16 protein-coding genes are annotated in these 24,427 nt (G+C 35.8%); 10 read left to right on the plus strand and 6 right to left on the minus strand.

Annotated features, from left to right (window positions below; all coding sequences use genetic code 11):
* Window positions 1-131: 131 nt before the first annotated feature.
* The 3 genes from AC07XN_RS00105 (at window position 132) to AC07XN_RS00115 (ending at window position 7,533) form a co-directional block, all read left to right on the plus strand.
* Window positions 132-3,122, plus strand: a complete 2,991-nt coding sequence (locus AC07XN_RS00105) for an FAD-binding and (Fe-S)-binding domain-containing protein (RefSeq protein ID WP_494741583.1) — start codon at window positions 132-134, stop codon at window positions 3,120-3,122.
* A gap of 246 nt (window positions 3,123-3,368) precedes the next feature.
* Entirely contained in the window at window positions 3,369-5,906 is a 2,538-nt protein-coding gene (locus tag AC07XN_RS00110; RefSeq protein WP_494741584.1) for a phosphocholine-specific phospholipase C, read from the plus strand.
* Window positions 5,907-6,081: 175 nt separating this feature from the next.
* Window positions 6,082-7,533: a hypothetical protein gene (locus AC07XN_RS00115; RefSeq protein WP_494741585.1), complete on the plus strand. Its 1,452-nt coding sequence runs from the start codon at window positions 6,082-6,084 to the stop codon at window positions 7,531-7,533.
* Window positions 7,534-8,650: 1,117 nt separating this feature from the next.
* On the opposite strand, the gene AC07XN_RS00120 is transcribed toward AC07XN_RS00115, so the two are convergent.
* The 5 genes from AC07XN_RS00120 to AC07XN_RS00140 form a co-directional block, all read right to left on the minus strand.
* Window positions 8,651-9,781, minus strand: a complete 1,131-nt coding sequence (locus AC07XN_RS00120) for a helix-turn-helix domain-containing protein (protein WP_494741586.1) — start codon at window positions 9,779-9,781, stop codon at window positions 8,651-8,653.
* A 94-nt stretch (window positions 9,782-9,875) separates the two neighbouring features.
* Window positions 9,876-10,589, minus strand: coding sequence for a metallophosphoesterase family protein (locus AC07XN_RS00125; protein ID WP_494741587.1), 714 nt, complete (start codon window positions 10,587-10,589; stop codon window positions 9,876-9,878).
* Window positions 10,590-10,593: 4 nt separating this feature from the next.
* The gene (gene arsB / locus AC07XN_RS00130; RefSeq protein ID WP_494741588.1) at window positions 10,594-11,676 is read right to left on the minus strand and encodes an ACR3 family arsenite efflux transporter; all 1,083 of its coding nucleotides are present in this window, start codon (window positions 11,674-11,676) and stop codon (window positions 10,594-10,596) included.
* A 2-nt stretch (window positions 11,677-11,678) separates the two neighbouring features.
* Entirely contained in the window at window positions 11,679-12,290 is a 612-nt protein-coding gene (locus AC07XN_RS00135) for a low molecular weight phosphatase family protein (protein WP_494741589.1), read from the minus strand.
* A gap of 21 nt (window positions 12,291-12,311) precedes the next feature.
* Window positions 12,312-12,644: an ArsR/SmtB family transcription factor gene (locus AC07XN_RS00140; protein ID WP_494741590.1), complete on the minus strand. Its 333-nt coding sequence runs from the start codon at window positions 12,642-12,644 to the stop codon at window positions 12,312-12,314.
* Between the two features lie 284 nt (window positions 12,645-12,928).
* On the opposite strand from AC07XN_RS00140, the gene AC07XN_RS00145 reads away from it, so the two are divergent.
* Both AC07XN_RS00145 and AC07XN_RS00150 read left to right on the plus strand, forming a co-directional pair.
* A complete protein-coding gene (locus AC07XN_RS00145) occupies window positions 12,929-14,887 on the plus strand; it encodes a M1 family metallopeptidase (RefSeq protein WP_494741591.1) in 1,959 nt (652 codons plus the stop codon).
* A 145-nt stretch (window positions 14,888-15,032) separates the two neighbouring features.
* The gene (locus AC07XN_RS00150) at window positions 15,033-15,662 is read left to right on the plus strand and encodes an NUDIX hydrolase (protein WP_494741592.1); all 630 of its coding nucleotides are present in this window, start codon (window positions 15,033-15,035) and stop codon (window positions 15,660-15,662) included.
* 83 nt (window positions 15,663-15,745) lie between these two features.
* Here AC07XN_RS00150 and AC07XN_RS00155 read toward each other — a convergent pair whose 3' ends face one another.
* Window positions 15,746-16,222 (minus strand): hypothetical protein, encoded by a 477-nt coding sequence (locus tag AC07XN_RS00155; RefSeq protein ID WP_494741593.1) that lies wholly within the window; start codon window positions 16,220-16,222, stop codon window positions 15,746-15,748.
* Between the two features lie 351 nt (window positions 16,223-16,573).
* Here AC07XN_RS00155 and secA point away from each other — a divergent pair, with 351 nt between their 5' ends.
* From secA to AC07XN_RS00180, 5 genes are all read left to right on the plus strand, one after another.
* Window positions 16,574-19,942: a preprotein translocase subunit SecA gene (secA, locus tag AC07XN_RS00160; protein WP_494741594.1), complete on the plus strand. Its 3,369-nt coding sequence runs from the start codon at window positions 16,574-16,576 to the stop codon at window positions 19,940-19,942.
* Window positions 19,943-20,225: 283 nt separating this feature from the next.
* Window positions 20,226-21,191, plus strand: a complete 966-nt coding sequence (locus tag AC07XN_RS00165; protein WP_494741595.1) for a hypothetical protein — start codon at window positions 20,226-20,228, stop codon at window positions 21,189-21,191.
* Window positions 21,192-21,232: 41 nt separating this feature from the next.
* The gene (locus tag AC07XN_RS00170; protein WP_494741596.1) at window positions 21,233-22,300 is read left to right on the plus strand and encodes a winged helix DNA-binding domain-containing protein; all 1,068 of its coding nucleotides are present in this window, start codon (window positions 21,233-21,235) and stop codon (window positions 22,298-22,300) included.
* Between the two features lie 3 nt (window positions 22,301-22,303).
* Window positions 22,304-22,807 carry a GyrI-like domain-containing protein gene (locus AC07XN_RS00175; RefSeq protein WP_494741597.1) on the plus strand — a complete coding sequence of 168 codons (504 nt, stop codon included), beginning with the start codon at window positions 22,304-22,306 and terminating at the stop codon, window positions 22,805-22,807.
* Window positions 22,808-23,059: 252 nt separating this feature from the next.
* A complete protein-coding gene (locus AC07XN_RS00180) occupies window positions 23,060-24,379 on the plus strand; it encodes a hypothetical protein (protein ID WP_494741598.1) in 1,320 nt (439 codons plus the stop codon).
* Window positions 24,380-24,427 lie beyond the last annotated feature (48 nt).

The following is a 24,427-nucleotide window of genomic DNA, read 5'->3' on the forward strand; positions in this document are numbered from 1 at the left end:
TATTTTTGTACTTTTTCAATACAAATATCTTAATAAAATATTTTTCTAAGTTTCAAATTGATTTTATTGGTAAATTTGAAGTCTGAAAAAAGAACTTAGAAAAACTATATTATTCTTTGTAAAATCCAAAAATGACCAATCCAAACATTCTTACTCAACTTGCCAGTCAATTAGAAGGTGAACTCTATTTCGATACCGTCATGCGTACGCTCTACGCTACTGATGCTTCGGCCTACAGAGAAATGCCACAAGCGGTGGCTCTTCCTAAAACGATTGAAGATATTAGAAAATTAATAAATTTCGCTCGTGACAATAAGACCTCCATTATTCCACGAACAGCTGGTACTTCGTTGGCAGGACAAGTAGTTGGAAACGGCATCGTTGTGGACGTCTCTAAGAATTTCACTAAGATACTGGAAGTCAATAAGGATGAACATTGGGTAAGAGTACAACCAGGGGTAGTGCGTGATGTACTGAATATAGAACTTAAAAAACATGGTCTGTTTTTTGGACCAGAAACATCCACTGCCAATCGTGCCATGATTGGTGGTATGGTGGGTAATAACTCTTGTGGTTCAAACTCAGTAGTGTATGGTTCTACCCGCGAGCATTTAATGGAAGTAAAAGCTATTTTAGCGGATGGAACTGATGTGGTTTTTAAAAGTGATAGCTTAAACGAGTTTAATGCCCTTGTGGAGTCAGCACGAAGTAAAAATGGGTCGGCTACTCTACTGGATAAAATTTATTTGAAAACCAATCAGGTACTTTCAGATGAAAAAAATCAGGCGGAAATCAAGAATGAATTTCCTAAACCAACCATTGAAAGAAGAAATACGGGATATGCCTTAGATATGTTATTGAATTGCGAGCCTTATACTGAAGGAGGCAAACCTTTCAATTTCTGTGAATTGATTGCTGGGTCAGAGGGAACGCTTTGCTTTTTGACAGAAATTAAATTGCATGTAAACGATTTACCTCCTAAAGAAATAGGCTTGGTTTGTGTGCATTTTAATAATGTGGAGGAGTCGTTAAGGGCTAATTTGATTGCCTTAAAATACAAACCTTCAGCTTCAGAATTGATTGACCATTATATTCTGGAATGTACTAAAGCGAGTGTAGAACATAGTCAAAACAGATTTTTTGTACAAGGCGACCCAGGGGCTTTATTGGTAGTAGAATTGCGTTCGGATAATAAAGAGGAAATTGAACAACAAGCTAAAGCCATGGAAGCAGAAATGCGTGCGGCTGGTTTGGGCTATCATTTCCCTGTAATATATGGTGAAGATACTAAAAAGGTATGGAACCTTAGAAAAGCAGGATTGGGCTTATTGTCTAACCTTCCAGGGGATGAAAAAGCCGTCGCTGTCATTGAAGATACTGCGGTGGATGTAAACGATTTACCAGATTTTATCCGTGAATTCAATGAGATTCTGACTGCTAATGATATGTATTCAGTACATTATGCTCATGCAGGTTCTGGCGAAATTCACTTACGTCCGATTATCAATTTAAAGACCGTAGAAGGAAATAAGCAATTCCGTTTGATAGCTGAACAAATTGCTACTTTGGTGAAAAAATACAAAGGTTCACTTTCGGGTGAACATGGCGACGGGCGTTTGCGTGGTGAATTTATCCGCCAAATGGTGGGTGAACACAACTACGAGTTGATGAAGGAAGTAAAGCGTACTTGGGATCCATACAATGTGTTTAACCCCAACAAGATTGTGGATACACCGCCTATGGATACATTTTTACGTTATACTCCAGGGCAACAAACACCTGAGTTTACAACTACCTTCCGTTTTCAAGACCAAAATATTTTACAACACGCAGAGCAATGTAATGGCTCAGGCGATTGTAGAAAAACGCCTGCTTCGGGCGGAACGATGTGTCCATCATATATGGCTACACGCAATGAAAAAGAAACTACCCGTGCTAGAGCCAACATTCTTCGTGAATTTTTAACGCATTCAGACAAAGCCAATCGTTTCAATCACGAAGAAATCAAGGAAGTATTTGATTTATGTTTGGCTTGTAAAGGTTGTAAAGGCGAATGTCCATCCAATGTGGATGTAGCGAAATTGAAAATGGAATTTTTGCACCAATATTATAAAGAAAATGGTGTACCTATTCGTAGTCGCTTAGTGGCGAATTTCTCATCGCTTTCAAAGGTGGCATCTTATGTACCTTGGGCTTATAATTTCATTTTTGACACACCTGCTCTTCGTAAAATTGCCAATACTGTAGTAGGGTTTCACCCTGACAGAACGATGCCTTTGTTGGCAAATACTACTTTGAAGAAATGGGCTGAGAAGAACCTCACCCCCCCTGCCTCCTCTCCTTCAGAGAGGGGGGGAAACTCTTCGATAAAAACTCCCCTCTCTGAAGGGCTGAAGCCTGTCTATCTCTTTATCGACGAATTCACTAATTATAATGATGTTGAAATCGGTATTACAGCTGTGAAGTTGTTGAATCGTTTGGGTTATGAAGTAATTATTCCTAACCATGCAGAGTCTGGCCGTCCTCAGTTATCAAAAGGCTTGTTAGATGATGCTAAGAAATTGGCGAATAAAAACGTTAGCCTTTTAAAAGATGTCATTACGGCAGAAACACCTTTGATAGGTATTGAGCCTTCGGCGATTCTAACTTTCCGTGATGAATATCCTGATTTGGTAAATGATGATTTAGTAGATTCAGCAAAAGCTTTAGCCAAAAATGTCTTTATGATTGAAGAGTTTTTAGCCAAAGAAATTGATGCAAAGCGTATTTCTAAAAAGGTATTCACTACTGAAAAACGTTTAATTAAACTACATGGGCATTGTCAGCAAAAAGCATTATCTAGTTTAGTGCCAGCAAAGAAGACCCTTTCGTTGCCAGAAAACTACGAAGTACAAATTATTCCTTCGGGATGTTGTGGTATGGCGGGTTCTTTTGGTTATGAAAAAGAACATTTTGAATTATCAAACCAAGTAGGTGAATTGGTACTTTTCCCAACGATTCGTCAGCAAGGTGAAGATGTAATCATTGCTGCTTCTGGTACAAGTTGTCGTCATCAAATTCATGATGGTACTGGTAGGACGGCTAAACATGCTGTTGAGATTTTATTTGAGGCTTTGGTGTAGAGATTGTTCTTTTATCAACCAAAATCAATTATTTATAACATGTAGCGGTAGCCCTTGCGGTTACCGTTTGCATTTTATAGGGTTTTCTATTTCCTTAACAAAGCAATAATATACCAGTACAGTTTAATCCTCGTCCCTACTCTATCTTTGTAGCCATATCAACTTATCTATTTAACAGAAGTGGTTAGGTGAATCTTTTCAGATTCCCGACATCCGAATTCTGATAGTCAATAACAAAATCAACACATGGAATCAAGAAGAGAGTTTATCAAAAAAGCGTCTGTATTAGCCAGTGGGGCAAGTTTTCTAGGGATGTTACCTGCTTCTATTCAAAAAGCTATGGCCATTAACCCTGCCGAAGGAAGTACTTTCTGGGATGCTGAACATGTCGTGATTTTGATGCAAGAAAACCGTTCGTTCGATCATTGTTTTGGTACTTTACAAGGTGTCCGTGGTTTTAACGACCCACGTGCTATTACGCTCCCTAGTAAAAATAAAGTATGGTTACAACAAAACGAAAAAGGTGAAACCTTTGCTCCTTTTCGCTTAAACCTGCGAGATTCTAATGCCACTTGGATGAGTTCATTACCACACTCTTGGGAAAACCAAGTGGATGCTCTGAACGGTGGTAAAAATGACAAATGGCTTCATGTAAAACAATCTGGACATAAAGAATATAAAGATTTACCCCTGACACTGGGTTATTATAATCGTGAGGATATTCCTTTTTATTATGCTCTGGCAGATGCTTTTACGGTATGTGATCAAAATTTCTGTTCTTCGTTAACAGGGACAACGCCTAATCGTTTATATTTATGGACGGGTACGATTCGTGAGAAACAAGATTTTTCTTCAAAGGCTAACGTTAAAAATGAGGATGTTGATTATGGCAAATGGGCTAAATGGAAAACGTTTCCTGAACGCTTGGAAGAAAATGGTATCTCGTGGAAAATATATCAAAATGAAATCAGTTTGCCTACAGGCTTAGAGGGTGAAGGCGATGCTTGGTTAGCTAATTTTACGGATAACCCTATTGAATGGTTTGAGCAATATCAAGTAAAATTTTCACCAGAATACTATCGCTATATTCAGGAGGTAGTGAAGTTTTTACCAAAAGAAATTGAAAAACTGACTAGCGAAATCCCTACGCTTGCTGCGGGTAGCGATGCTTTGAAAAAAGCAGAAAGGGCTTTGGCACAGAAGAAAATGTACTTAAAAATTGCTCAGGAAGATATTGTTAATTATACACCAGAGAATTTTGCAAAGCTTTCTGCTTTCCAGCAAAACATTCACCAGAAAGCATTTACTAACAACCGCAACGACCCACATTTTCACGAGCTTACTTCATTAGAATATACTGACAATGGTATAGCCCGAAAGCTAGAAGTTCCTAAAGGGGATGTCTTGTACCAATTCCGACAAGATGTAACTACTAACCAATTACCTGCCGTTACGTGGTTGGTTGCTCCCGAAAACTTTTCTGATCACCCAGGCGCTCCGTGGTATGGGGCTTGGTATTTATCAGAAGTGATGGATATTCTTACGCAAAATCCAGAGGTTTGGAAGAAAACTATTTTCATTTTAGCGTATGATGAAAACGATGGTTATTTCGACCATATTCCTCCTTTCCTTCCTCCACATCATAAAATAGCTAATACTGGCAAAGTATCATCAGGCATTGATGTGTCGGTAGAACAAGTGAATATTAATGATGAGAAAAAACGTGGTTATAAAAATCCAGAAACCGAAACACGTGATGGTGCTATCGGTTTAGGTTTTAGAGTACCTTTAGTAATTGCTTCGCCTTGGAGCAGAGGAGGCAATGTATGCTCTGAGATATTCGACCATACTTCTATCCTACAGTTTTTAGAGAAATTTCTGAGCAAAAAAACGAAGAAAAATATCAAAGAAGAAAACATTTCGGAATGGAGAAGAACTATCTGTGGAGATTTGACATCGGTATTTAAACCTTACAATGGCGAGAAAATAGCGCTCCCTACTTTTGTTGAAAAAGAACCTTTTATTCAAAGCGTACATAAAGCTAAATTCAAGAATGTACCGTCTAATTTCAAGGCTTTATCGGCGACAGAAATCAGCGAAGCTAATACAAAAGGTACTGCATCTGACCTAATGCCTAAACAAGAAAAAGGGATTCGTAAAGCTTGTGCGTTGCCTTATGAATTATATGTAGAAGGTAGTTTGAGTGCTGATAAAAAATCCTTTGATATTACTTTCTCGGCTGATAATAAAGTATTTGGCACAAAATCAGCGGGGGCTGCCTTTACAGTTTATGCTCGCCAATCATTGGCACAAAAAGATGAATTACATACACGCAATTACGCTGTAAAAGCTGGCGATATATTAAAGGATAGTTGGCAATTAAGTGATTTTGGTGATAATCAATATCATATAGAGGTGTATGGTCCGAATGGTTTTTTTAGGTGTTTTAAAGGAAATACTATAAATCCTAAGGTTGAAACGACACTAACGTATCAAGGCACTAAACCAAGTTTGACAGGAAATGCTGTCTTGATGCTAAAAAATACTGACGCACAAACACTACGTTTTGTCATTGAGGATATGAGCTATAAGACAGGCAAAAAAGTAGTAGAAGTAGCCAAAGGCAAAACGGTGTCTGTACCTTTAGATTTAGCAAAAAGTCATGCATGGTATGACGTTTCAGTAAAAATTGAAGGAAACCCAACCTTTGAGCAACGTTATGCAGGACACATTGAAACTGGTAAAGAAAGCTATACTGACCCAGCTATGGGGCAAATGATATAAGTACATTTTAACTTTCTAAAGATTTTTCTACAGATTAGACAACTTTTAAAAAGTTGTCTAATCTAAAACCCCTTCACAAGCTAACCCCCCATTAACATTATAAAAAATCAAACTTAATGCTACAAAAACCATTACTCAGCTTAATTTTAGAGAAAATTTGCTCAACCTACTCAGCATGAAAATCATAAAACTCTTAAAAATTAGCTCGCTGGTTTATTTATTGATTCCTACTTACCTTTTTTTACTGACATGGGTAAAGCTTGAAGTTGGTATCTCTGCTTGCTTAATAATTAGTGCTTTTGCTTTTCAGTATCTTAAAAATCTTCATTCTTATGATTTTCGTATCCTAAAAACCCCACTCTCTTGGCTTACGGTTTTAGTGGCTTTTATCCTTGCTTTAGTTATTAATTTATTGGTAGGTATTGGTGAATTCAGAGAGCAATCCATTGATTTCATGGCAAATAACCTAAAATACCGCGACCTTGTACAAAACCAATGGCCTTTGTATTATCCAACATTTAAGGTTTATATGTGCTACTATCTGGGCTATTATTTACCTACAGCTGGCTTGGGCAAAATCGTTGGATTAGAATATTGTCGGTATATCTCTTTGGCTTGGAGTACCACTGGTACTTTTTTAGTATTTATGTGGGCAAGTACTTTTTTAGATAAATATAGGATTATGGCTATTGCTGTAATCGTCTTGTTTTCAAACGCTTGGCTATGTTATAAAGTCATTTATTGGCTAGATTTTCAATCTTATATCTATCCCCCCTATCATGTAAAACTCAATGCTTTCTGGCTAATGCGTCCGCCTTTTTGGGATGGATTTTCTTTAGCACCACAACATATTTTGCCTGCTTGTTTGGGTGCTTGTTTTATGTTAGAAGCCAACTTTGTAAAGAGAGTGAATTTAGATGAAATCTTATTGATGTTATTAGCAACCATGTATTGGAGTCCGTTAGCAAGCATTGGCATTTTTCCTTTTGTTCTGTACTATTATCTAAGTAATTGGTCAGTGTTCTTTCAATGGAAAAGCGTTTTACTGAAGATAGTGTTAGTGATAGGCTTTAGTCCACTAATGATTTACTTCCTGAGTACGCAAGGGGTAAATCATGGTAATACCTTATTTATGTGGCAAGCAGGAATTAATCAATGGTATTGGTGTTATCTTTTTTACATCGTTTTCAATTTCCTAACGTGGTATTTTTTCCTAAGACAATTCGAGCATCCTTTCAAAAAGATGGTAGAGGTTTCATTGTTGTTTCTCGTCATTATCCCCTTGTATAAAATCGGTATTGCTAACGATTTAAACATTAGGGCTTCTATTCCTGCTATGCTCATTCTTACGGTTGCCATTGCTTATGTTTTTGTGCATCACCGTAGTCGCAAAATATTTTATTGGTTGGGCATTGTATTCTTTTTTATTAATACTTTGCCTACTTTACATCAAGTTTATAAAAGCATTTTGCCTTCAAAACCACAGACTACCATCGTAAAAGCGGACTATAGACAATTGCATAATATGCTATCTTTCCAGCAAGTAATGTATGGCGATAGCACGGCTACACTGGAATATTCTTTGAAGAATGGCTCTTTTTTTGAGAAGTGTTTTTTGAAGAAGTGAGGGTATTTTAAAAATTCCGATTGTTCTCTTGAGACTGTTAATATCTCATATTTTCTATTCGCTGGTGGCTTAAGTCCTACTGAGTACCCATATCTTTTAAAAAGTTAAAATAAGGATATGATTATTGATAAAATTGATTCAAATAGGCTTAAATCGTCTTTCAAACCGAGCTTTGGTAGCCTCATGTCACAGCATGACTATGTGAAGCTTTTATCTCTAGTGAGGGACTTAAGTCCCTCGCTAGAGATAAAATATTGATTATTAGTTATTTATATACTTTTGGGTAATCAGTAGGATTTAAGTCACCCGCTAATAGAAAATGAATTTTGAGAATATAAAATAAGGCCTTCTCCATCAAAAATATTATGGTTAGTTTAATTTTAAGTCAAAATAATATTTCCTAAAAAACAAAAAACTCCCGCTCAAGTGAACGAGAGTTTTAGAAACCTAACCACTAAATATTTAAAATTTTACTGAGCATTTAAAGACGCTAATCTTATTTTGAGCAATTTCTTTTTGCTCAAGATTATAGTTGATGCTACTTTTCTGTTGTCTTTATTAACTTTTACTAGTCCTATTTCTCTTCGACTATCCTGTCAGTATTATCCATTAGAACTGTCTGATAGTTTTCTATTTATACATAAACCATAGAGCGTTTATCTGCATTATCGCTTCTTCACTAGTACGATAAAAAATATCTTTAGGTGACGGGTGTAATCCAATTATTTTTTATTCTTTCATCTACTTTATTGAATTTATCAAAAACGTGCGGACTAGTAATTGAGTTATCTAGAACAGGGGGTGGATTTGTGTAAAGGATTGATATTTAGGATTTATAGAAGTGGAATATCACTAGCATCTTGGGCAAAGGTAGAAATTGGGTGTAAAAACAAAAAAATAAAAGAGTCCAAACTTATAAATCTGCACTTATTTATTGAGTGAATTAGTGAATGAGTGAGTTGTGAGTTAGCGAATTGTGAGTTATTGGGGTGGGAATAAATTAAATAAAACTAGTAGATAATAATCAAAAACATTACCTACTAAAAATCACTAATCCATAATTATAATAACACACTAATTCACAATTAATAACTCACCCATTCACTAACTCACTAACTTACACCCGTCTTTCTTTGCGGTATTCTGCTGGGGTTTGGTTTGCGTATTTTTTAAACACTGCATAAAAAGAGGATTTTGAATTGAAACCACATTCATAACCTATTCCTTCCAAAGTAAGGTGGGTATATTCGGGTGTTATCAGTTTCTTTTTAGCTTCTTCTACCCGATAGGTATTCACAAAATCGAAGAAGTTCTTTTGGAAATGCTGATTCAAGATTTTAGATAATTGATAGCTAGGAATCCCTAAATCGTCTGAGAGTATCTTAATAGTAAGTTCAGGATTCAGATAAGGTTTATTAACCTCCATAAACTGGAGCAAAGTATTGATAAAACTATCGTCGAGCGTTGGCATAGCTACAACGACTTTTGTTTCATCCAATTTTGGAATTCCCTTTTGATGTATTTCTTCTGAAAAAGTTTCTAATGTAGTAAACAGCTCTGGATGAGCATATGCTTTCCAAGCAACAAAACTTAAAATTGGTAATTGCATCAGTGGCACATAAGGAAAAAACTTGATACTTATCAGGCCATATCCCAAGGGCAATACGAAGTGGAAAATCATCAAAAAAAGTAAAATATTAAACAGCCAAACCAGTCGTAGCTTTTCGATATTCGAGAAGTAAGTAGTTAACGCCAAGCGGTATTTCAATACTGCTACCAAACTAGCTACCAAATAAGCAACATTTGAAAGATAGAGTAATAAATGGTAAGGTCTGTTGACAGGATGTTTATCAAGCTTGATCAGTGCTACATACTGATGAATTTCGTTAGAAGGGATAAAAAACAGTTTACCATAAAAGAAAATAGTAGCGACAATAGCAGGTACAAAATGTAGATAAGTAGTGCCTTGGTATTTTATCGTTTTGCCCGTATAAGTCTTCACAAAAAAGTACAACAATACACCCCAAAGAAATCGAAACCCTGCGCTAAAATGAATAAAGTAAGGAATATGATTAATAATATCAGACAGTCGGAAAGCAAAAAAATGCAGATTGCTAATGGCTTGCAATAAAAAAAGTAGGCCTAAATAAAGATTACTTTCCGCATTGTTATGTCGGTTTCTCAGAAAGAAAATAGCCAAGCCCAATAAAAATAAAACACTCCCAAAGCCAATCCAATTAAAAAGCATTTTGTTCAATCGATTTTAAAACTCAGTATTTCAATAAAGTCCAAAATCAAATTTACACAAATTTTGTGTTTTATGATATACTGATACCGAAAGCTCAATAAGCACCACGTAATCTATCTGCCAGTTCGTTAGGCAATGGGCTTTGTATAAGTGCCTCCGCAGCTTTTTCTACGTCATATTCCACACGCTTAAAAGCAACTTCAATCTCTGATGAATCGGGATGGACTGTTAGTAGTACATAACACCCCCTTATATCTCCATCTTTGGGTTTGCCTAAAGAACCTATGTTGATAATATGCTTTTTCTTACCATCTCGCTCTATTACCCGATGATACGGTTTATGTGAATGACCAAAACATAAAATATCTGCCTTGGCTTCTACCATGATGGCGTCTACATCATCTGCATCCATATCTGGCAAGATATACTCCGTAATACTTCTCGGACTAGCATGTACCATCAGCATTTGTTTCTCTGTGCCTTGAATAAAGAACGATAGTCGGATATGGTGTGGTAATGACAATAGATATTCACGATGCTGTTTTTCTATGATATCATAGGCATACTTGCTAGCTGTTATTTCACTTTCAGATTCAAAAGGTAGCGTAACTTTAATATCATGATTGCCCGCTAGCGTAGCAATTCTTCTTGATTTAATAGCTTCAATTACTTCGTTTGGCCAAATGTGGTATCCTACCAAATCGCCCAAGCAATAAATGGTATCAGGCTTTTGCTGTTCTACATCAGCAAAAAAAGCATCTAAGGCAAGCACATTGGCATGTATATCACTGAACAAGGCAATTTTCATACGTTTATGATTGTAGTTGAGCTTCCGTTGAATAATATTTTTTCCTAAACCAAAAGGCTAAATTTACCAAGGCAATCAGTGCGGGAACTTCAACCAAAGGACCTATTACTCCCGTAAATGCCTCACCACTGTTAATCCCAAAAATACCAATGGCTACGGCAATTGCCAATTCAAAATTATTACCTGTAGCTGTAAAAGCGATAGAGGTACTTTTGGAATAATCTGCCCCAAATGTTTTACCCACAAAAAAGCTTAGGACAAACATAATGACAAAGTAAATCACTAAAGGAATGGCTATTAACACAACATCAAAAGGGATTTTCACGATTAATTCTCCTTTTAAGCTAAACATTATTACTATTGTAAAAAGTAAGGCTATCAAGGTAATGGGTGAAATAAAAGGTACATACTTTGTTTGAAACCATTCTTCTCCTTTGATTTTTATCAACATATATCTACTAATAAAGCCTGTCGCAAAGGGAATCCCCAAATAAATAGCTACGCTTTCCGCAATTTGTCCAATGGTAATATTAACTTCAAGTCCCGTTAAACCAAAATATGGGGGCAGAATAGTAATAAACACATAGGCATATACACTGTATAAAAGTACTTGAAAGATACTGTTGAGGGCTATTAGACCTGCGGCATATTCTCGGTTTCCTTCCGCTAATTCGTTCCAGACCACCACCATGGCTATGCATCGAGCCAGCCCTATCAGGATTAAGCCAATCATATAGGCAGGGTGTTCTCTTAGAAAAGTAATGGCTAATAAAAACATCAAGATTGGTCCAACAAGCCAGTTTAATATCAAAGAAGCTGTTAGCACTTTGGTGTTTTTGAAGACTTCGCCCATGTTTTCGTATTTTACTTTGGCCAAAGGTGGATACATCATCAGTATCAAACCAATTGCCAAGGGTACATTGGTCGTGCCATGAGAGAACGAGTTAATAAAAGTAGCAGTTGATGGGGAAAAATAGCCCAAGCCAACGCCTATCCCCATTGCTAAGAATATCCAAAGGGTGAGATAACTATCTAAAAAGCTCAATTTTTTACGTTCAGCTACGGGAGTACAATGATTGGCAGACATATTTATTGAATATTTGAAAAGACAAAAAGAGTTTCTTGGGCAATCTGACGCGACCGTTCTTCATATTTAGCCTCTTGAAGTGGTGTATTATCAAAAGCCTTGGGGTCGTCGTAAGTAGTACCTATTCGCAGTTCTACGCCAGGGATAAAAGGACAGTTTTCTTCTGCATCCGAGCAAGTCATGATGGCAGCAAAATGTTCTTGTGGATTTACGGCATCATTATATACTTTTGAAAAACAAGTAGTGCTTTCATTTTCACTAAACTGCACGGTATAAACAGGATTGTTAGTATTGTCACTACTTTCAATTAAAAAGCCTGTTCTTTTCAGTGCATTAATAGCATTGATATTAAAAGCTGTGGCTTCTGTGCCACCAGAATAGGTTTTCACATTTTGCACACCATAATAGGATGCCGAAACGGCAGCCCAAATTTGCCCGAAATGACTTCTTCTCGAGTTGTGCGTACACACATAAACCAATTGGATAGGCTGGTTAGCATCTTTCTTAGCTTGAATGTATTTACTAATTTTTAGCAACAAAGTTTGTCTTTGTTCAGGAATAGTATCGAATGAATTAACTAATTCATCGCATAGATTTTTGATTGGAGGATACATTATTTCAATAATTTTAAGCTATTAACAGCAAGATTGGGTTTTGGGAGTATAACCATCGAAAAGGGCATTCAAAATATCTTGAAATTTCTTCCATGTGTTCTCGTCGATACAATAACAAATGGCATTTCCTTCAATATCGCCTTTAATTAATCCAGCATTCTTTAACTCCTTTAAATGTTGTGATATGGTTGCTTGTGCCAAAGGCAATTCATTTACGATATCTCCGCAAATACATGAATCTACCTTTATTAGATAGTCCAGAATGGCAATTCTTGCAGGGTGTGCTATGGCTTTAGCAAGCGTTGCTAATTGGTTTTGACGTTCCGTGAAGTGGTCAGTTTTGGTCGCTCCCATGTTTTTTATTTATTTATCGCAATATTACGATAAACATTTCAAAACGACAAATAAGCTGCGAAGAAAGAAGATAAATTAATAATTTATTAAACCTACCAATTATCCTCATGAACAAACATTTGACCAATTGATTGTCAGATAATACACAACCATGATTATTTATCCGCTATTCATTATAAACTTTTGCAGTTTTCTATTTTTAATGAATATCTTGCACAGCATATAACATAGTTTTTATATTGAGCGTTGAATATTATATAGATTACCATAAAATTCCTTTACAAATGAAAAAACTACTTTTAGCAGCTTGCTTACTCTTTGGGTCAGAAAGTTTGTTTTCACAACAAAAATCAAACTATAGTCAGTACGATTTGTTCAACCCTTTGTTCAATTATACGCTCTCTACTCCCACTAGAAGTGGAACAGGGGCACCTGGGACTACTTACTGGCAAAACTCTGCAGATTATAAAATCAATATAGCATTAGACGACGAAAAAAATATAGTTGAAGGCGATGTAGAAATTACCTACAAAAATGCTTCGCCTGATAAATTAAATTTCTTATGGTTGCAATTAGACCAAAACCAATTCAATACTAAATCACGCGGAGGACTTACTACGCCTATCAATGGTGGTCGTTTTGGTAACACAAGTTTTGAAGGAGGTTATCAAATAAAGTCGGTAACTATTGATGGTAAACCTACCGAATTTTTAGTAAATGATACCCGTATGCAAATCAAATTGGCATCACCACTGGTTGAACGCACTGGTATTACTAAAATCAAAATCTCTTATTCTTTCCCTATTCCAAAATATGGTTCAGACCGTATGGGAACGCAAGAAGTAAAAAACGGAACTATTTACGAAATGGCTCAGTGGTATCCGAGGATGTCTGTTTACGATGATATTGAAGGCTGGAACGTACTTCCATACTTAGGGGCTGGCGAGTTCTACTTGGAATATGGCAATTTTGAATATGCTGTAACGGTACCTGCTTCGCATATCGTAGTGGGTTCTGGAGAATTAGTTAATCCAAATGATTGTTGGACTGCTGAGCAAATCAAACGTTTTGCAGAAGCATCTAATAGTGATAAAACTGTAACAATTTTAGGCAAAGATGAAGTAGGAACAAGTACATCTCGCCCAAAAAAAGAAGGAAAAATCACTTGGAAATTCCGTTGTACGAATGCCCGCGACGTAGCTTTTGCTAGTTCAAAATCATTTATCATTGATGCTGCCAAAATCAATTTACCAAGTGGTAAAAAATCATTAGCGATGTCAGCTTATCCTGTTGAATCAGCAGGCGATAAAGCATGGGCTCGCTCTACTGAATATGTAAAAGGTTGTATTGAATATTATTCTAAATGGCTTTATGAATACACTTACCCAGTAGCAACTAACGTAGCAGGTTCTATTAGTGGTATGGAGTATCCGGGTATTGTATTCTGCGGAATGCGCGACCAAACCGAAGGTCTTTGGGGTGTAACAGACCACGAATTTGGACATAACTGGTTCCCAATGATTGTAGGCACTAACGAACGTAAGTTTGCTTGGATGGACGAAGGCTTTAATACTTTTATTAACTTTTATTCTACCGACAATTTTAACAATGGAGAATACAAAGGCAATAAAATAGATATGCACCAGATGTCGAAACAACTTTTCAGAGAATCTGCTGAGCCAATTATGAATATTCCTGATGTTATTCAACCAAACGGATTAGGCTATGAAGCTTATTACAAACCTGCTATCGGCTTAAAGCTATTGCGTGAGCAAATACTCGGACAAGAACGTTTTGATTATGCTTTCCGTGAATACATCAAACGTTGGGCGTTTAAGCACCCAACTCCTTATGATTTCTTTAAGACGATTGAAGATGCTGCTGGCGAAGATTTATCTTGGTTCTGGAGAAGTTGGTTCTATGAAACTTGGAAACTTGACCAGTCTGTAAAAGATGTACAGTATATAGAGCAAGACCCTAAAAACGGTGCAATTATCGTTATTGAAAACTTAGAGAAATTAGCAATGCCTGCCGTAGTAGAAATGGAAATGGTAGGTGGAACAAAGGAACGAGTTACACTACCAGTAGAAATTTGGCAGAGAGGCGGTACTTGGACTTTTAAAACAACGACCAACTTACCACTAAAATCGGTAACAATAGACCCCGACCACGTTTTCCCAGATTTCAATTCAAAAAACAATACTTGGAAGCCACTGAATTATAAGGCTCCTAAGCCGAATTAAAAATGTATAAAAAAGGGTTAGCCAATGGTTGACCCTTTTTTATACATTTTAGTAAATTTATAATGACGAAAAAGCAATGTGTAATTTTTGCACATTGCTTTTTCTAATATTAATTTAATAGCCTAAAACAAACCCTTACCTTATTATGCAAAATACAGATTGGCTAGCAATGGCTAAAAGAATTCAGGCAATTGCTCAGGCTGGATTATTTTATACCGAAAGTCCTTATGATAAAGACCGTTACCAAGAATTATCAGACCTCAGTGTGCAAATTTTAGAAAATTTGACAGATGAGCCTATCGAAAAATTTGGGGCTTTGTTTACTGAAGAACGAGATGGATACCAAACACCTAAAGTAGATGTAAGAGCAGTAGTCTTTAATAAAAAGGGCGAAATTCTGATGGTAAAAGAAAGAGTAGACGACCGTTGGGCATTGCCAGGGGGCTGGGCAGATGTCGGTTATACACCTTCGGAAGTGGCAGTAAAAGAAGTACGCGAGGAAACTGGATTGGATGTAAAAGCTGTTCGTTTATTAGCCGTAATGGATAAGAAAAACCATCCACATCCACAGGAAGCTTGGTATGTATATAAGCTATTTATTCTTTGTGAGAAAATAGGTGGTGAGATTTTAGTAAATACTATGGAAACTTCAGATATTCAATATTTCGGTATCGAGAACCTCCCTCTCCTTTCAGAACCTAGAAATGTGCTTTCACAAATTGAAATGATGTTTGAGTACAAAGATAATCCTGAAAAAGAGGTATATTTTGATTAGCTGTGAGCTTTGAGCTATCAGCTTTGAGCTTTTTATTAACAATTTAAAAACTCAAAGCTCATTGCTCACAGCTCAAAGCTTTTTCAATACTTCAATACAATCGTAGTATCGTTCTTAAAATATCTTTTTACCGTCACGTCGAAGCTTCCCGCTTTTTTAATTAACGTATTTTTCGGCATCAACAAATCCCCTAGCCCAGCTTTCTCATTTCCCAAATCTACTGTTTGTACTTCTCCTTTGGCATCAATTATTTGAAACATATAGTGAATCTCATTATCTGGAGGAATAATATTAACCCATTTTTTAGCAACTTTTCCATTCCAAGCCATTTCTTTGATATCATCAACACCTTGATATACACCGTGTGCATCATTTTTACTTCTAACGTAGTCTATCGCATAAATAATGATGACCACACCCACAATCAAAGGGGTTAACTTACTTGATAATAAACTCGGGTCTTTGGCAGAAGAATTACTTGCTCCGCCAAGCATATTGCCAATTAAAGGCATTTTTAATTTTGGGCGAGGTGGACGACGACGTGGAGATGCTTGTTCCATTATTTGCTGTTGTTTAATATCAAAGGTTAAATATAGATAATATATCGTAAAAACTATATTTTTAGTTCATTATTTTAATGAGCAAAAAATATTAAATAAATAAAGCTCCCTTTAGCTTATTGTATAACCGCTAAACATAGTTTTTGTAAAACACTGATTATAAAGGCATTATTTTTGAGGGATATGTTTTTAAGACTTTATAAAGTACCAATCTGCAATATTATTATACAGAAATTGTTTTTAAAAGCGTTGAATGAACTAAATTTGTAAGTATTCTATTTTTAGTTTGTAATACAAATGATTGAGAAAATTAATTCAATCATTACTTCTAAATGATTAAAACCCAATACAATGATAAATTCAATCACAAAAGCAGTAACAAAACTGTTTGGTACAAAATCAGAAAGAGACATCAAGGAATTGATGCCTTACGTGATTAAAACCAATGCAGAATTTGCTACTCTTCGCAATCTTTCAGACGAACAGCTCCGTCAACAAACCGCTGACCTAAAGGCTATTATACAGAAAAACCTTGCAAAAATTGATGCCGAAATTTCTGATTTAAAATTAGAAGTAGAAGCTAACCAAGAGATGTCTGTTGATGCTAAAGAAACAATTTTCAATCAAATTGATAAATTACAGCTTGATCGTGATAAACAACTAGAGGTAGTATTACTCGAAATTCTTCCGAAGGCCTTTGCCGTAGTGAAGGAAACCGCCCGAAGGTTTACCGAGAATAAGAAACTGGAAGTAACCGCTACGGTTCACGATAAATTTATTGCCGCTAAGAAGAAAAACGTTGAGATTGTTGGTGAAAAGGCCATCTGGCATAACAAATGGCTTGCGGCTGGTAATGAAATCGAGTGGAACATGATTCACTACGATGTTCAGCTAATTGGTGGTGTGGTACTTCACCAAGGTAAAATTGCTGAAATGGCAACGGGTGAAGGTAAAACATTAGTTTCTACTTTACCTTGTTACTTAAATGCTTTGGCTGGGCAGGGTGTACACTTAGTAACTGTAAACGATTACTTAGCTAAACGTGACTCTGAGTGGAATGCTCCTTTATTTGAGTTCCACGGGTTAAAAGTTGACTGTATCGACAAACACGACCCTAATACGGAGGAACGTCGTCAGGCTTATTTGGCAGATATTACTTACGGAACTAACAACGAATTTGGTTTTGATTACCTACGTGACAATATGTCACGTACTCCAGAAGAACAAGTACAACGCAAGCACCATTTTGCCATGGTCGATGAGGTCGATTCAGTTTTGATTGATGATGCGCGTACACCTTTGATTATCAGTGGACCGATGGCCCGTGGTGATGAGCAAGAGTTTGATGTCTTCAATCCTTTGGTGGCTCGTATGGTTGAGCAACAAAAGAAATTGGTACAAGATTTCTTGGTAGAAGCTAAGAAATTAATTGCTGCTGGTAATAAAAAAGAAGGTGGTTTAGCTTTATTCCGTGCTTTTAGAGGTTTACCAAAATCTCGTCCAGTGATTAAATACTTGTCTGAAACAGGTATCAAGCAGATTTTACAAGAAACAGAGAACATCTATTTGGCTGAAAATCAGAAATTGATGCCTGAAGCAGATGCCCCTTTGATGTTTACAATTGAGGAGAAAAACAACCAAGTAGAGATGACTGAAAAAGGTCTGAACTTCATGACTCGCATGGTTGAAAACCCTGACTTCTTCGTTATTCCTGATTTATCGGTTGATTTGAACCAAATTGAGCAAGCAGTAGGCATTACAGAACAAGAACGTTTGATTAAGAAAGAAGCTTTAATCCGTGATTATTCTGCTAAAACACAACGTATCCATACGGTTAGCCAATTGCTAAAAGCCTTTACATTATTTGAAAAAGATGTAGAATATGTATTGGATGAAGGTAAAGTAAAAATTGTAGATGAGTCTACTGGTCGTATTATGGAGGGACGTCGTTATTCAGACGGTTTGCACCAAGCCATTGAAGCCAAAGAAGGTGTAAACATCGAAGATGCTACCCAAACTTATGCTACGATTACTTTACAGAACTTCTTTAGAATGTACCACAAACTGTGTGGTATGACGGGTACTGCCGAAACTGAAGCAGGTGAATTCTGGACGATTTACAAATTAGATGTTGTAACGATTCCGACAAACCGTAAGATTTCTCGTTTCGACCACGAAGATAAAGTTTATAAAACCGTTCGTGAAAAATACAATGCCGTTGCCGACGAAATTCAAGAATTAGTAAATGCTGGTCGCCCTGTGTTGGTGGGTACAACTTCTGTTGATAACTCTGAATTATTAAGCCGTATGCTTACAATTCGTAAAATTCAACACAATGTATTGAACGCGAAACAGCATGCTCGTGAAGCAGATATCGTAGCAGAAGCTGGTCAGGCGAGCAAAGTAACCATTGCTACCAACATGGCGGGTCGTGGTACGGATATTAAGCTATCACCAGAGGCTCGTGCAGCAGGCGGTTTGGCTATCGTAGGTACAGAAAGACATGAGTCACGAAGAGTTGATAGACAGTTGAGAGGTCGTGCGGGTCGTCAAGGTGATGTAGGTTCGTCTCAATTCTTCCTTTCATTAGAAGATGACTTGATGCGTAAGTTCGGTTCAGACCGTATCGCAAAAGTGATGGACAGAATGGGTATGGAAGAAGGCGAGGTAATTCAACACTCGATGATTACTTCTTCAGTAGAGAGAGCTCAGAAAAAAGTAGAAGAAAACAACTTTGGTATTCGTAAACGTCTATTAGAATATGATGACGTAATGAACTACCAACGTAATGCGATTTATAAGCGTCGTCAAAATGCCCTTTTCGGTGAACGTTTGGCTTTGGATATTGCTGATAATACATACAATGTATGTTCTGAAATCATTCAAAATAACATTAGTTACGATGAATTAGAATTACGTTGTATTGAAATTTTAGGCATTGAACCTCCGTTTACACGTGAAGAAATCGGCAGATTGAATACACAACAACGCACTACACGTTTGTACGATGCTGCTGAAAAGCACTATCATACCAAAAACAAAGGGTTGGCTGAAAAAGTAGTAGCTTTTGCAAAAGAAGCCATTACGCATGGTTATGCAGGTATGCAAGTGCCTTTGGTAAGTGGTTCAATGATGTCTCAACTATTTGCTGATGCTCAAGAAACTATCGATACCAACGGTCGTAAATTGATTCAGGAAATGGAAAAATCAATCGCTTTAAGTTTGATTGACCAAGAGTGGAAAGAGCATTTACGCGATATGGACGATTTGAAACAATCAGTTCAAAACGCAAGCTTCGAACAAAAAGACCCTTTATTAATTTATAAATTTGAAGCTGTTAAGTTATTCGAGCGTTTCTTAAGTAGAATAAACTTAGATACAGTAAGCTTCTTGATGAAAGCAGATATGCCAGAAGTTCAAGAAGCCGAAGCACCAGCACCGCAACGTCGTCAGGCTCCACAGCCTAAACTACAAGTACAAAAAGATGAAGCTATTTCATCTTTATTGGGTGGTTTAGCAGGTGGCAGAGGTGACGAAAATGATTATCATGACCCAAGTACTCAGGTAGTTGAAAAAGTTGCTCCACGTCAAGCAGTAAAAATTGCTGACCGTAACCAAAGAGTAACGGTTCAATATCGTGATGGTTCAATCAAAGAGAACATCAAATACAAAACAGTAGAACAAGATGTAGAAAAAGGCATTGCGGTAGTAATTGCTTAATACTGTTTTGGTAAAATTCATTATAAATGCCTCAGTCGAAAGATTGGGGCATTTTTTTGTAATGCAGTTGCTCGGTTTCACCGAGTGACACCTATTCGTATAAGCCCTCTGGGCAAACTGTGAGTTCGGTATTATTTTTTGAGAACATAATAGAATTCAACACAAGGTATTTAAAACATATATCGTAGCTCAAATTTTAATCCTATTATCAAAAGTACTTTTGTAATTGTTCAAGAATTTGGGTAGTTTGCTTAAGCAAAAATTAGTAATCACTTTCAAAAAAATGACAATCAAAGAAGCAATCTTAAAAAGTTTAGAAGACATTGGTATTCAAACAAATTATAGTGATGTAACTAATCATATCATTAACCAAAAGTACTACGACTTTAAGGATGCCAAAACTCCTATGGCTACAGTTTCAGCTTTATTAGGTGATTTTATTAGACTTGGAGATACAAGAGTCAAAAGAATAAAAGAATCTGGAACATATTTTTATTACTTAACAAAAAATGAGTACCAGATAGATATTGAGATTTTAACAGGTGAATTAGAATCAAAAAATGCTAAACCAAAGAATAATAGAACTAAAACCTATGAAGAAAGAGATTTACACAAATTGCTAAGTAGCTATTTAAAAAATACAGAAATATACTCCAAAACTATCTTTCATGAACAATCAAATGGTAAAGATTCTAACCAAATTTGGACTCATCCAGACATGGTTGGAATTAAGTTTTTAAACCTTCAAACCAAAGTAAGTCAAAACTTTTTGAAATCAATTAATAGAGTAGATACTTTCAAATTATCCTCTTACGAAATCAAAAAAGAAATTAATAGTGACAGTGAATTAAAAAAAGCTTTCTTCCAAGCTGTTTCAAACTCAAGCTGGGCAAACTATGGTTATTTAGTAGCATTTGAATTTAGTGATAGTTTAACCGAAGAAATGGCGAGACTAAACCAATCATTCGGGATTGGCATTATCAAACTTGGCGCCAACCCTTACCAAAGCAAGATATTATTTCAAGCAAAATATAGAGATCTAGATTTCAAAACAATTGATAAACTTTGTAAAATCAATAAAGAATTTGAAGGTTTTATAGAACAAACTGAGAAATTAATGACCGCCGAAGAACGGTATCATAAATCAACAGAAAAAGAATTGGATGAATTTTGCGATAGATATTTCTCAAATGATACTGAAATTGAAAAATATTGTAAGGAAAAAATGATTCCTACTGAACAAGAATAAATCTTCCTGTAAAAGATAACTGAATCATTCCCTCCCAAACAATGTTACTCACTGATATCGCCCAATATCGCCTATTCAAACACCAACTTGTTGGGACAGGCTTTGTAGCGCCCAAAGACATATTGGCTTATTTTGGCGCTATGCAAGCACAAGATTATGCCATGGCAAAATGGGCTATTGGGCTAAGGCTAGGCATTAATGAAGAAGCCATAGAACAGGCTATCAATAACGCTGAAATCATCCGTACACATATTTTAAGGCCGACTTGGCACTTTGTTGCTGCCGAAGATATTCGCTGGATGTTGATGCTTACTGCTCCACAGGTAAAGCAAAGAAATGCAGTGATGTGTAAAAAATTTGAACTAGACAGCAATCTCCTAAATCATTGCAAGGCGATTATCGAGCAGACTTTAAGAGATAATCAGCACCTGACTCGTGATAAAATAATGCTTGAACTTAATAATCATGGCATTCAAACGGATGATATCCGTTCGGCATTAATTATGATGGATGCTGAACAAGACGGTATCGTTTGCAATGGAATGATGCAGGGCAAACAGTTTACCTATGCATTACTTGATGAAAGAGTTCCTTCTACAAAAATGCTTAGTAAAGAAGACGCATTAGCAGAATTAGCTAAAAGGTATTTTCAAAGTCATGGACCAGCTACCTTACAAGATTTTATTTGGTGGTCGGGATTAACTGCTGGTAATGCCAAATTGGCTTTAGAACTGATAAAACCAAGCCTTCATTTTTTTACGGTTGAACAGCAAACTTATTGGTTTACTGAACTGGCTAATTATAAAAGTCTGTCAACTCCAAGCATACACTTTTTGCCTGCCTTTGATGAGTTTTTAATCAGTTATAAAGATAGGTCAGCCTCCCTCACTCCTTCTTTAAACAAAGATATTATTACAACGAATGGTATTTTCAATCCTTCCATATTGGTAAATGGAAAAGTAGTAGGCTCATGGAAGCGTAGTTTCAAAAAAGATACAGTTCATATAGCAATGAACTTTCCTGATTCAACCATAGAAGCACAAGAAATCTTGAACGCAACAGAAAAATATGGAAATTTTGTAGGTAAGAAAGTAAACCTTAAAGTATAGAATATGACTCCAAGAATAGAGACCCTATCAGAAAAGAAATTAGTTGGCAAAGGTATCAAAATGTCTTTTGCTGATAACAAAACAAACATATTATGGCAAAGTTTTATGCCAAGAAGAAAGGGAATACACAATGCTTTAGGCAACGATTTATACTGTTTGCAAGTCTATACGTCATCTCATGATTTTATCAATTTCAATCCAACGGCAATTTTTGAAAAATGGGCAGCGATGGAGGTAAGTGATTTTGATAACATCCCAGAAGGTATGGAAGCCTTTACCCTTCATGGTGGATTGTACGCTGTATTTATCCACAAAGGAGCTGCTGCAACTGGTCCAAAAACTTTTCAATACATCTTCGGGACATGGTTGCCAAATTCTGAATATGAATTAGACCACAGAGTCCATTTTGAAATATTGGGAGATAAGTATATCAACGACGACCCAAATTCTGAGGAGGAGATTTGGATACCTATTAAGCAAAAACGGTTGAAAAGCCTTAAAGGTTGAAAGTAGCTTTGGTATTTTAGTAAAGTTTTTAAAAGCCAAGAAGCCTAATGTACAACACAATTAGATAAGTATTTCTTGATGTTATTTTTTAGTACTAAAGAGTGAATGTTATCAAAAAGTGAGTTATCCTCAAAAAAAATTAAAGTATCATAGATTTTTGACAATAAATAATTACTTTAGATACTGATAATTAAATACAAAAACTCCATTTCTATATTATTAAGTTGGACTTTTGCAAAAAATACCGTAATTATGAAAAAAACACTTATCTACTTTTTTACTCTGCTACTATTATGTCAAACAGGGTTTAGTAAACAATGGATAGTTTTTTCTGGAGAGTATATTCATAAGAATGCTCTCGTTGGACATACTTATGTTTCCTTTTTTGAGAAAAATGAAGAGGTTCAACAAACAGTGCATGTAGGTTCTTGGGGATTTTATCCTAAAAAAAAAGAAACTAAGATTCTATGGGGAAGCATTGTGCCAGGTACGATTAAAGATGACTATTCTACTCAAAAAGATGCTTCTGTAACAATTGAAGTAACTTCAGAAGAATATAATCTGTGTTTAGCAGTAGTTGACAGATGGAAAAGGCAAGTAAATGAGCTTAATCTTAAATATCAACTTTACAATAACAATTGTATTTCTTTTGTAAGAGATGTAGCGAATGTATTATGCAGAATACAACAACCACATGGTATGTATTTTACCCCTTCTTTATTTATTGATGAACTAAAGAGTTTGAATTATTCAGTTAATATTGAAAGTCAGTATAGTCTCAGTAATAATGAAATAAATTTTGGTGAAATAAAAGCTAAAAATTTATTTCTCAATAACAATACCGAGCTTTTTGAAATAGACAAGAATCATACTCCTTATAAATATGGTTTGCTTGTTCCAACATCTAATAATCAACTTGCTCTTCTTGGAAAATATCCAGTTGGTATTAATGTACTAGTCATAAATCATAAAACACGTAAAGCAACACTATGTAAAACTGTTTCTGTAAGGTATGATAATGATGACTCTAACGAGAGGCAAGTAATTACTGTATTAGATAAAAAGCAATTATACAATCAGTCAGATAATAATTTTAATCATTTTAATGCAATCCTCTATGCTGATAATATAACTTATAAAGAAATAGATAAATACTTATTGCAAGATAAACAACAAATAGAAAATATTGATAATGAGATAAGACAAAATAAGTATTTAGAGCAACTTTTAGAGGAGTTTGAAAATGAAGAATCTGTTCAAGCATATATGAATAGCTTAAATGATATTAAGCCCAAAATATATAATCTTAAAATTTCAGGTATAGACATAAAAGTAATAACTTATGGTTGGGAGTATGCGGCAGGGCCAAGGCTTCTAATGATAAATTCTAAGATTATACCACTAAATGGCTCTTGCTCTAGTGTAGAATTTCAAGCTTATAAATATGGAAATAATTATTTTATAAAATCTAATTCTGGGAAATGTGAATCAGGATATATTTTTGTTAAAGTTTTTGAAATCAAAGAAGATGATGTAATTGAAGAGTTTTCCGATAGTGGTTATTCTAATTGATATGAGATATTTGAGCTTTTTATTTCATTTTCTTGAATCAGACTTTGG

This window comes from Arcicella sp. GW458-12-2-14-TSB2 (genome assembly GCF_059423785.1).

What these genes read in the sequence shown, in the direction of transcription:
- AC07XN_RS00120 (WP_494741586.1), bottom strand. Translation starts at nt 9,781, where the DNA reads ATGCTTTTTAATTGGATTGGCTTTGGGAGTGTTTTATTTTTATTGGGC.
- AC07XN_RS00140 (WP_494741590.1), bottom strand. Translation starts at nt 12,644, where the DNA reads ATGGGAGCGACCAAAACTGACCACTTCACGGAACGTCAAAACCAATTA.
- AC07XN_RS00110 (WP_494741584.1), top strand. Translation starts at nt 3,369, where the DNA reads ATGGAATCAAGAAGAGAGTTTATCAAAAAAGCGTCTGTATTAGCCAGT.
- AC07XN_RS00115 (WP_494741585.1), top strand. Translation starts at nt 6,082, where the DNA reads ATGAAAATCATAAAACTCTTAAAAATTAGCTCGCTGGTTTATTTATTG.
- AC07XN_RS00145 (WP_494741591.1), top strand. Translation starts at nt 12,929, where the DNA reads ATGAAAAAACTACTTTTAGCAGCTTGCTTACTCTTTGGGTCAGAAAGT.
- AC07XN_RS00155 (WP_494741593.1), bottom strand. Translation starts at nt 16,222, where the DNA reads ATGGAACAAGCATCTCCACGTCGTCGTCCACCTCGCCCAAAATTAAAA.
- arsB (WP_494741588.1), bottom strand. Translation starts at nt 11,676, where the DNA reads ATGTCTGCCAATCATTGTACTCCCGTAGCTGAACGTAAAAAATTGAGC.
- AC07XN_RS00175 (WP_494741597.1), top strand. Translation starts at nt 22,304, where the DNA reads ATGACTCCAAGAATAGAGACCCTATCAGAAAAGAAATTAGTTGGCAAA.
- AC07XN_RS00170 (WP_494741596.1), top strand. Translation starts at nt 21,233, where the DNA reads ATGTTACTCACTGATATCGCCCAATATCGCCTATTCAAACACCAACTT.
- secA (WP_494741594.1), top strand. Translation starts at nt 16,574, where the DNA reads ATGATAAATTCAATCACAAAAGCAGTAACAAAACTGTTTGGTACAAAA.
- AC07XN_RS00165 (WP_494741595.1), top strand. Translation starts at nt 20,226, where the DNA reads ATGACAATCAAAGAAGCAATCTTAAAAAGTTTAGAAGACATTGGTATT.
- AC07XN_RS00105 (WP_494741583.1), top strand. Translation starts at nt 132, where the DNA reads ATGACCAATCCAAACATTCTTACTCAACTTGCCAGTCAATTAGAAGGT.
- AC07XN_RS00135 (WP_494741589.1), bottom strand. Translation starts at nt 12,290, where the DNA reads ATGTATCCTCCAATCAAAAATCTATGCGATGAATTAGTTAATTCATTC.
- AC07XN_RS00150 (WP_494741592.1), top strand. Translation starts at nt 15,033, where the DNA reads ATGCAAAATACAGATTGGCTAGCAATGGCTAAAAGAATTCAGGCAATT.
- AC07XN_RS00180 (WP_494741598.1), top strand. Translation starts at nt 23,060, where the DNA reads ATGAAAAAAACACTTATCTACTTTTTTACTCTGCTACTATTATGTCAA.
- AC07XN_RS00125 (WP_494741587.1), bottom strand. Translation starts at nt 10,589, where the DNA reads ATGAAAATTGCCTTGTTCAGTGATATACATGCCAATGTGCTTGCCTTA.